At 41.2% G+C, this 2,426-nt stretch carries 1 protein-coding gene; it reads right to left on the bottom strand.

Annotation, left to right across the window (positions count from 1 at the left end):
* Positions 1-110 precede the first annotated feature (110 nt).
* Complete coding sequence (gene ltrA / locus QUB77_RS31470; RefSeq protein WP_333180927.1) at positions 111-1,814, bottom strand: group II intron reverse transcriptase/maturase; 1,704 nt, start codon at positions 1,812-1,814, stop codon at positions 111-113.
* Positions 1,815-2,426: the final 612 nt, after the last annotated feature.

Below are 2,426 nucleotides of genomic sequence, written 5' to 3'. Positions count from 1 at the left end.
GTTAGAGTCGATAGGGGCATTTCTACCCCTACCTCTCCTTCAGAACGGAACGTGAAGCTTTCGCTTCATTCCGCTCCTTGATATCTTCATCCTTTTTTTAAGGATACAACTCAAAACGGATTTTTACAATAATTCCTGTATAGGGAACCGTCATTTTCCGTTTTTGTGTCGTGACAGTGCTTATGCAGAAGTTGAAGGTTTTTATATTCATCCTTACCGCCTAGGGAGCGGGGTTGGATATGGTCAACTTCTACAATGTCTGTAGGTGTGAGGTACAGACCACAGTGGGTACATTTACCTTTTTGTATCTTAAGAAGTGTTGCCACTCTTGTTGGTGTTTCAGGGTATTCTCCACGTCTTTTGCTCCAATAAATCCAGTCACCGTCGTAAGGTGTTGAATTGCCTTTTACCTTGATGTGCCTTATTATTGGCGTTTTTTGATGTTGGGCTAATTCTAAGCCTTCTTCTGTACTGAAACACCAATTTCGGTCATCTACTGTTCTCCAGTATTTGTCTTTATTGATGCTACCTTTTCCCCTCGTTCTTGCCCAGGCTCGTAATTTGTCGTAGGTAAGATTATCGACTTTTGTGAAGGTTTTCTTACTTACTACTGTTGAGTAATAGTTTGACCATCCCTTAATTATTGGATTCAGCCGACTAATTAATGCAGCTTGAGGGGCGGTTTTATGCGTATCTATTACTTCTTCAATTTTTACAAGATGAGCTTTAACTTTAGACTGGGACGGAGTGATTAATGTATTGAAACCGAGTGGTATTCCTTGTGTACTTTTAGCACTTCGGTAGTTCCCTACCTTATATTGCTGTACGTGAAATCCTAAAAACTCAAACCCAACATTTCCATTATATTTGTTGAGGGTGTGGGTTAATTTTGTTTTACTTGGCTTCAATTCTAAGCCAAAGTCGTTCAACCATTCCGCAATTATCTTTTGACAGGTTATTATTACTTCAATGTTTTTGTGAATAATCACAAAATCATCAGCATATCGGATTAAACTGATTTCTCTTCGTTGGTTAATGGAATTTCCTACAAATTGTTTAACCCGTTCTTCCATTCCATGAAGGGCTATGTTAGCCAATAGCGGGGAAATGACCCCTCCTTGTGGCGTACCTTCAGTGGTCGTAAAAAGTTCACCTTGGTCTAATACCCCACTTTTAAGCCACGACTTAATTTGTCTTCGGAGTCGCGGATAGGTATTGATTTTGTCAAGTAATGCTTTGTGATTAATGCGGTCAAAGCATTTGGCAATATCAGCGTCCAGCACATATTTGGCTTTGTATCTGATACTGTTAAAGATAGCTTCTATTGCATCGTGACACGACCTACCTGGTCTAAAACCATATGAGTTTGGCTCGAATCTTGCCTCCCATTCTGGCTCAAGCGCTGCTTTCACAACTGCTTGTAAGGCGCGGTCGTACATTGTGGGTATTCCTAATGGTCTAAACTCACTGGTTCCTGGTTTTGGTATCCTTACCCGACGAGTCGGTTGTGATTTACCAGTTGCTTTGAGTTGACTTACTAGCTTAATTCGTTGCCTTGGGGATAGTAATTTAATACCGTCCACACCTGCTGTACGCTTACCAGTATTGTCTTGCGTGACTCGTCGTACCGCTAAAACCTTATTAGACCATGAATTAATCAAGGTCTTCTGAAGCTTCCGAACTGCTTTAACATCGCCACGCTCACTTGCTCGATAGATACGTTTTTGCAACTTAAATGTCAATCTTTCAGCTCTTCGCCAATTGATTTGATTCCATTCCACCGTCAGGTTGTCCTGCGTTTTAGACTTATTCATTGCTAATGAGTTCCTATCTTTGAAGCTACCGTGCATCTGTCTGCATATCTCTGTCATTACAACAGAGCATTAGCTTCTGACACAATCCCTCTCTCATATATTATTCGTTAGCTACTTACTGGTAAACGACCTGTTTCCAGAAATATATGGGAGTTACTTCGTTCCAAATACACATTGATTGAGTTTTTAGTGTGATGCTATCCACCGGGTTTATGGGCGGTGCTTATAGGTCAAACAAAAAATTGCCTATGCCCTATCCTTGCCTTTTGGCTTGGTCTTAATCAGTCTTTACCGTGTTTTCCAACGGGTTTATTCTAGATTGAGCCGTTAGACCATCTAAAATAACGATGGTTCAGACACATCTTTGCTTTCGCTACACATGAACTCTTGCTCGACAGTTACCAGTTTCGGCTACCAGTAGTCTGCCTTTTATCCCCGCTTTACCTTGTCAGTTGCTACTTAACACGATAGGGGATATGCTTTTACCGCTGCACTTGCGGACTGGGACTTGGGATGACCCGCACCCAAATATGTATTTAGTTGTTATGGCTTTTGGAGCCATACTAGCCATCCTTGAGTATTGTTACTCATTTTGACTAAACGAATCGCACT

It is taken from the genome of Microcoleus sp. AT9b-C3, assembly GCF_036705485.1.
Lineage (GTDB): Bacteria > Cyanobacteriota > Cyanobacteriia > Cyanobacteriales > Microcoleaceae > Microcoleus.
This window is presented reverse-complemented; position numbering and strand designations above follow the sequence as displayed.